The organism is Selenomonas sp. ND2010 (assembly GCF_000702005.1).
Classification (GTDB): domain Bacteria; phylum Bacillota; class Negativicutes; order Selenomonadales; family Selenomonadaceae; genus Selenomonas_A.
The window spans coordinates 1-3,776 of the sequence record NZ_JNKI01000058.1 but is presented as its reverse complement, the minus strand read 5'-3'; the positions used below and the strand labels follow the sequence as shown (position 1 = coordinate 3,776).

The following is a 3,776-nucleotide window of genomic DNA, read 5'->3' as shown; positions in this document are numbered from 1 at the left end:
GATAAAAATTTCGTTTAGAAAAACATCTCCCGCGTAGTGTTGGCACTGCCCCTAGCAGCGGCGAAGAGCTGCTTCGAATGAGATTCTTGTAACCTGCAAACTGTAATTTCACAGCCCCATTTTTGTGTTTAGAAACCACCAAATAAATACATGGTACTGGTATTCTTGATATTCTGTAAAATCAAGCCTTGCAAAGCCGTCTGTATCGTCTTACCAGCTGCCGAAGCTGCCTCCGAATCGATACTGCCGTTTAATAGCCCGCTCATATTGAGCTGGTTGAGCCAGGCAATGTCTTTCGTGATTTCCGTCAGATTCTGCTGATTGATGCTCCGCTGTTGGCGCTGGACATAGTTTCGGAGATATTGATTGGCCTTCGTGCGATCTGACCAAAAGCTGTCTGCCAGCGACAATTTATACTGGGCCAAATCCACCGCATCCAAGGTCTCCTTCCACTCCTGCTGCTCCTTTTTGACCTGTTCCCAGACATCCGCAAACGATGCCTGACCAGCCTTTGCCGCCGTGCTGCTGCCCGATTTCTGGCTTTTCTTTGCCACCAGCGCCTGCAAGGACGCCAAAGCATCTATACTGTTATTCACGCCCATCACGCACCACCCTTTCTCTTACCTATAGTATCGAAAGAATGGACCCAAAGCTTAATCCCTATGCGCAGCATTTTCGATGGGTTCCCGTGCATACGGAAGCATCGTCTTGAGTTCTGCCCGCTCAATCTTTCCCGTCATATTCGCCATGATGACTTCCGGTACGTCAAACTCCGCTAAGAGCTGTAAAACAGCACCATTGGGTACAAAGGGACGCTCAAAATCCGAAATGACCAGAACGCCGTCAAACTCGCGCTTGCCATCGGCGATTGCGCGGTACATAGCCACCTCAGCAGCCGCTACCGACAGGCGCCCAATGGCGTTTTCGATATTTACGCCAGTGTAGAGCGTACCATCGGCAGCCAGTACACAGGCACCTACCGTATGCCCGCTATACGGTGCATACGCGTTGTCCATTGCCTGCATCGCCGACCGAACCATGGCATCTACGATTTCTTCGTTTAACATAAACAATCTCTCCTTTTGCTAAAATATACTAAAATAACCCTGTCCTTCCAGCCATAAAGCAGGCCAGCAGGAATCAGGAAATATCCACACTGTTTACCCCATCAATCTGCCGTACGGCATCGACGATGATAACTCCTTTGACCCCTTGTTTGTTGTAAATCTCGAGATTGATGTAAAGCAGCCTATCCCCGCTCAAATCCACCTCATCTTCATCAGCCTTCAGCTTGATACCGCGAATGCGCAGCTGCAAATCCTCCAAGCAAGAACTTATTTTCATAACCTGACCAGGCTTATCCACCGTATGAATGGATAAGACAAGATTCTTCTCATGGTCCACCCATTCATCCAGCCGCGACAGACTTCCCAAAGTCACAAAAACCAAAGCAGTCGCCATAAGCGCTCCGGAATAAAAGCCAGCTCCCACCGCCAGGCCAACGCCAGCGACGACCCAGAGGCAGGCCGCTGTCGTCAAGCCGGTAACAGTCAGCCCCTCTTTCATGATGGCACCAGCACCCAAAAAACCGATGCCGCTGACCACCTGGGCTGCCAATCGGGCAGGATCTGCGTTGGTTAACCCCTCTACCTCCCGGTAGAGGGCCTGGGAAAGGACCATGACCAGACAGGAGCCGAGGCATACCAGCATATTCGTCCTCAACCCTGCTGATTTGCGCCGTGACTGCCGCTCGTAGCCAATAACACCACCGAGCACGCAAGCCAATACCAAACGGAAGAATAACTCTCCGTCGGTCACCAAACTGCTCATCTCCTTTCTTTTCTTTCATATAATATGAATAATTTCGCCGTCTACTTAGCATAATCCTTCTCACGAACGAAAAGCAAACAATCTTTCGTTATCCACAAAACAATCCACACCTGTGGATAACGCAACCAAACACAGACTAAAAATTTCCGTTTCCTTCTATAATATATAGCTGTCCTGTGTATATTGTGGCTAATCTCTTTTCCCGTTATTGTGGATAATGTGGATAAATCCGTGGATAACCCTATATCTTTGATTACTTCTCCACATAATTTCCATATTTTGTGCTTTTTCCCCTAACAACCTGTTGTTATTCATGTGGATAAATCCCCTGCCAAAACACGGTTTACACAATCCCCCTTTTTATCCACAATTTTCCCCTGCATGATAAACCCTTCCTTCTTTTTTTCATATAGTTCCTATAAACTTGTTGATATATATACCATAGGAAAAATATAATTGCACATTACGAAATATCTCTTTATAATAGCTAATGTACGCATATTTCTTACGTTAATGAATAGATGGGAATTAAAGAAAAGAAGGTATGATTTTTGCAGAATTCCAAATATCCTCCACGCAGGTCGCAGAAGAAGCGCCGCATTTGGCCCTGGATTCTTCTGTTTTTTTGTTTCGCGGCAGCAGCAATCGGCGGAGCGCTTTTTGCCAACAGCAGCCTGCTGGATAAACCGATTGAGGAAGCCGTTGACGACGGCCTATTGACCGCCAAAGACAAAACTACGGTTATGATCATGGGTGTCGATGAACGTGATGGCGACGTCGGCCGCAGTGACACGCTCATGATTGCCGCCGTAGACCCCAAACAGAAACAAGCCTCCCTGTTATCTGTGCCGCGCGACACGCGCGTCAAGATCAAGGGACATGGCTTCGACAAGGTCAACGCCGCCTATGCGTACGGCCACGAAAAACTCACCCAGGAGACAGTCGAAAATCTGCTTGGTGTCAACATTGAGCATTATGTCATCATCAATACGAAGTCCTTTGCGAAAATCATCGATGCGCTGGGCGGTATCGATATCGATGTGCCGAAGCGCATGCATTATGAGGATCCCTATGACGATGATGGCGGTCTCTTGATTGACTTCCAGCCGGGCATGCAGCACATGGATGGTGCCAAAGCCATCACTTACGTGCGCTACCGTGATGAAGAGGGCGATTTAGGACGAATCCGCCGCCAGCAGGACTTCATTAAGGCTTGCATCGATAAGATGGTCTCACCGGCAGTCATTCCCAAGCTTCCAGGTATCATCCGGGAAGTCATGGGCTCCATCAAGACCGACCTGTCCTTCCGTCAGTTGCTCGAACTGGCCGGCACGCTCAAAGAATCCAAGAGCAATGGCCTCAAGACCGATATGGTTCCCGGCCGCCCGCTTTACATCGACGGCGTAAGTTACTGGATTCCAGATCTCAACAAGATTCGCACCACCGTCGCCGAAACCCTCGGTGTCAACATGAGTGCCAAAGTCCGTTCCCGCATGGAAGAAGACATCAAGGAATACGAGCGCTCGATTCCGTCCACGGCCAAGGAAGTACCTGCCAGCGACAAATCGATTGGCAATACCAAGAGCAGCAGCTCCACCAAATCGTCCCGCCGCAGCGAACTCCGCAGCAATGAATCCGGTGGCCGCACGGAATCCACCAGCCCACGCCATGAATCAAACAGCAAACCGGAAAGCAGCCCGCCAGCAGCAGATGAACCCGTTGCTCCGAGCCGCAGTGGCACTGGTGCGACCAAGACACAATAACTTCAGATTCTTATCAATACAAAACATAGAAGCCTCCGTAAGTTAGATGGATTAATCTAACTTACGGAGGCTTTTATGAATTTATCCACGCAGTTTTTACCAATTACCGTTTGCAGGGGAGTAGTACCAGTTCGTGTTCGAAGCAAGTCGCCGGCGGCGGGGGCCCCAGTACCAACGCTCCAC

General features: G+C 49.3%; 4 protein-coding genes. 1 reads left to right on the top strand and 3 read right to left on the bottom strand.

The features are described from left to right. Positions 1-128: 128 nt before the first annotated feature. The 3 genes from T504_RS0112010 to T504_RS0112000 all read right to left on the bottom strand — a co-directional run bounded on the left by T504_RS0112010 (position 129) and on the right by T504_RS0112000 (position 1,830). The gene (locus T504_RS0112010; protein WP_156033543.1) at positions 129-596 is read right to left on the bottom strand and encodes a hypothetical protein; all 468 of its coding nucleotides are present in this window, start codon (positions 594-596) and stop codon (positions 129-131) included. A 57-nt stretch (positions 597-653) separates the two neighbouring features. Further along, positions 654-1,067, bottom strand: a complete 414-nt coding sequence (locus T504_RS0112005) for a cytidine deaminase (RefSeq protein ID WP_033171301.1) — start codon at positions 1,065-1,067, stop codon at positions 654-656. Between the two features lie 73 nt (positions 1,068-1,140). Beyond that, positions 1,141-1,830, bottom strand: a complete 690-nt coding sequence (locus T504_RS0112000; RefSeq protein WP_369793649.1) for an MgtC/SapB family protein — start codon at positions 1,828-1,830, stop codon at positions 1,141-1,143. 551 nt (positions 1,831-2,381) lie between these two features. On the opposite strand from T504_RS0112000, the gene T504_RS0111995 reads away from it, so the two are divergent. After that, positions 2,382-3,593 (top strand): LCP family protein, encoded by a 1,212-nt coding sequence (locus tag T504_RS0111995; protein WP_033171300.1) that lies wholly within the window; start codon positions 2,382-2,384, stop codon positions 3,591-3,593. Positions 3,594-3,776: the final 183 nt, after the last annotated feature.